The organism is Kineococcus indalonis, from assembly GCF_009906395.1.
Classification (GTDB): domain Bacteria; phylum Actinomycetota; class Actinomycetes; order Actinomycetales; family Kineococcaceae; genus Kineococcus; species Kineococcus indalonis.
In genome coordinates, this window is the sequence record NZ_JAAALM010000549.1 from 1 (window position 1) to 2,579 (window position 2,579).

Annotated in this window: 2 protein-coding genes; both read right to left on the bottom strand. The window is 82.9% G+C overall.

Annotated features, from left to right (window positions below; genetic code table 11):
* Entirely contained in the window at positions 1-1,206 is a 1,206-nt protein-coding gene (gene alr / locus GTR00_RS18695; protein WP_166613075.1) for an alanine racemase, read from the bottom strand.
* Between the two features lie 170 nt (positions 1,207-1,376).
* Positions 1,377-2,579 (bottom strand): bifunctional ADP-dependent NAD(P)H-hydrate dehydratase/NAD(P)H-hydrate epimerase (locus GTR00_RS18700; protein ID WP_166613074.1); only part of this gene is annotated, 1,203 nt, incomplete at its 5' end.

The window sequence follows — 2,579 nt, forward strand, 5'->3', positions numbered from 1 at the left end:
TCACGCCGCGCCCCCCGCCGCGCCCGCGCCGTCCGCCACCGCACCGCCCGCCGCACCCGCCGCCGCGCCGGTCCAGCGGCGCGGCACGCGCGGGCCGATGCGGGTGACCACCTCGTACGCGATGGTGCCGGCGGCCTCGGCCCAGTCCTGCGCCGTCGGCTCCGCCGGGCGCCCGGCGGCCGCGCCCGCGCCGAACACCACGACCGGCTCGCCGGGCGCGGGCCGCTCGCCGCCGAGGTCCACCACGACCTGGTCCATGCACACCCGGCCCAGCACCGGGCGCCGCCGCCCGCCCACCAGCACCGCGCCGGCGCCGCCGGGGTGCGAGGAGGCGTGCCGGGGCAGGCCGTCGCCGTACCCCACCGGCACCAGGCCCAGCGTGGTGGAGCGCGGCACCACGTGCGTCAGGCCGTAGGAGACCCCCGCCCCCGCCGGCACCGCGCGCACGTGCGCCAGCCGGGCGGTGAGCGTCATCGCCGGCACCAGCCCCAGCTCGGCGGAGCTCGCCACGTGCGGGGCGGGGCTGACGCCGTACAGGGCGATGCCGCAGCGGGCCAGGTCGAAGCGGGCGCGCGGCGCGAACAGCGCCGCCGCGGAGTTCGCGTGGTGCAGCAGCCCGGGGTCGAGGCCGCGGGCGCGGGCGGCGGCCACCGCGGCGGCGAAGACCTCCAGCTGCGCGTCCACGGAGGCGTCCCCGGGGGCGTCGGCGGAGGCGAAGTGCGCCCACGTGCCGCTCACCCGCACGGCGCCCTCGGCGACGCGGGCGGCCACCGCGCCCAGCAGGTCGGCCCACTCCGCCGGGGAGGAGCCCCCGCGCGACATGCCGGTGTCCAGCTCCAGGTGCACCCCGGCGGTGCGGCCGGTGGCGCGCGCGGCGGCGACGACCTCCTCCAGCGCCCACGGCGCCGCCACCGACAGCTCCACGTCCGCGGCCACGGCCGCGCGCAGGTCCAGGCCGGGGGTGAGCAGCCACGCCAGCACGGGCGCGCCGATCCCGGCGCGGCGCAGCGCCAGCGCCTCGTGCACGTGCGCCACGCCCAGCCGGGTGGCGCCGCCGGCCAGGGCCGCGCGCGCCGCCGGGACGGCGCCGTGCCCGTACCCGTCGGCCTTGACCACGGCCATCAGCTGGGCCCCGGCCAGGCGCTCGCGCAGGACGGCGGCGTTGGCGGTGATCGCGTCCAGGTCGACGACGGCCTCGGCGGGCAGCCCCGGCGAGGGCTCGGGCGGCTGGGCCGCCGGTGCGCGCCCCGCGGCGCGCGCGGCGGCGCCGAGGTCCCGGACCGGGAGCGCGGCTTCGTCCACGGGTGAACCCACGTCCCCGACGTTACCCGGCCCCGCCGGCGCGCCCGCGCCGCCGCCGCGCCACCGGGCCCGGCTCACCAGCCCGGCAGCGAGGTGAGCGCGGCCGGCACCGCCTCGGCGACGTCCAGGGCCGTCAGCGGCCCGCCGGCGCTGGCCAGCGAGGCCGCCCAGCCGTGCAGGACGGCGGCCTCGGCGGCGACGTCGGCGGCCAGCGCCGGGTCCTCGGCCAGCTCGGCGGCCCGCGAGGCCAGGGCGGCGCCCAGGATCCCGGCGAGCACGTCGCCGGCGCCGGCGGTGGCCAGCCACGCCGGGGCCTCGGCGGCGGTGAGCACGCGCCCGTCGGGGCCGGCGACCGTGGTCACCGAGCCCTTCAGCAGCACGGTGGCGCCGGTGGCGGCGGCCGCGCGCCGGGCGTGCACCAGCGGGTCGGCCTCCACCGCGGCGCGCGGCACCTCCTCGCCCAGGGCGCCGAGCAGCCGGGACAGCTCCCCGGCGTGCGGGGTCAGGACGTGCTGGGCGCCCAGCCCGGCGGGCAGCCCGGCCAGCGCGCCGGCGTCCACGACGGCGGGCTCGCCGGAGGCCAGGGCCCGGCGCACCCGGGCCTGCTGCTCCTCGTCCTCGGGCGAGACGCCCGGGCCCAGCACCCAGGCCTGCACCCGGCCGGGCCCGGCGACCGCCTCGGGGCGGTGGTGGCGCACCAGCTCGGTGGGGTGCTCGGGGCCCAGGTAGCGCACCATGCCGGCGCCGGCGCGCACGGCGGCGTCCACGGCCAGCAGCGCGGCGCCGGTGTAGTCGGGGCCGCCGGCGACGACGCCGACGACGCCGCGGGAGTACTTGTCGTCGCCGGGGCCGGGGCGGCGCCAGCGGCGGGCGACGTCGGCGGGCTCCACGCGGCGCACCGCCGGGGCGGGCAGCTCGTCGCGCACGCCGATGTCGGCGACGACCAGGCGCCCGCAGCGGGCGGCGGCCGGGGCCAGCAGGTGCGCGGGCTTGGCGGTGCCGAAGGCGACGGTGACGTCGGCGGCGAGCACGCCGCCCTCCACGGCGCCGCGGTCGGCGTCCAGGCCGCTGGGCACGTCGACGGCGACGACGACGGGGCCGCCCTGCCCGGCGCCGGCCAGGGCGGCGGGCAGCCGGTCCAGCGGGGCGCGCAGCCCGCCGCGCCCGCCGGTGCCGGCGACGCCGTCGAGGAGGAGGTCCGCGGCGCGGCAGGCGGCGGGGCCGTCGCCGTCGAAGGCGCGCACGCGCGCGCCGGCGGCCGCGGCGGCGCGCAGGCC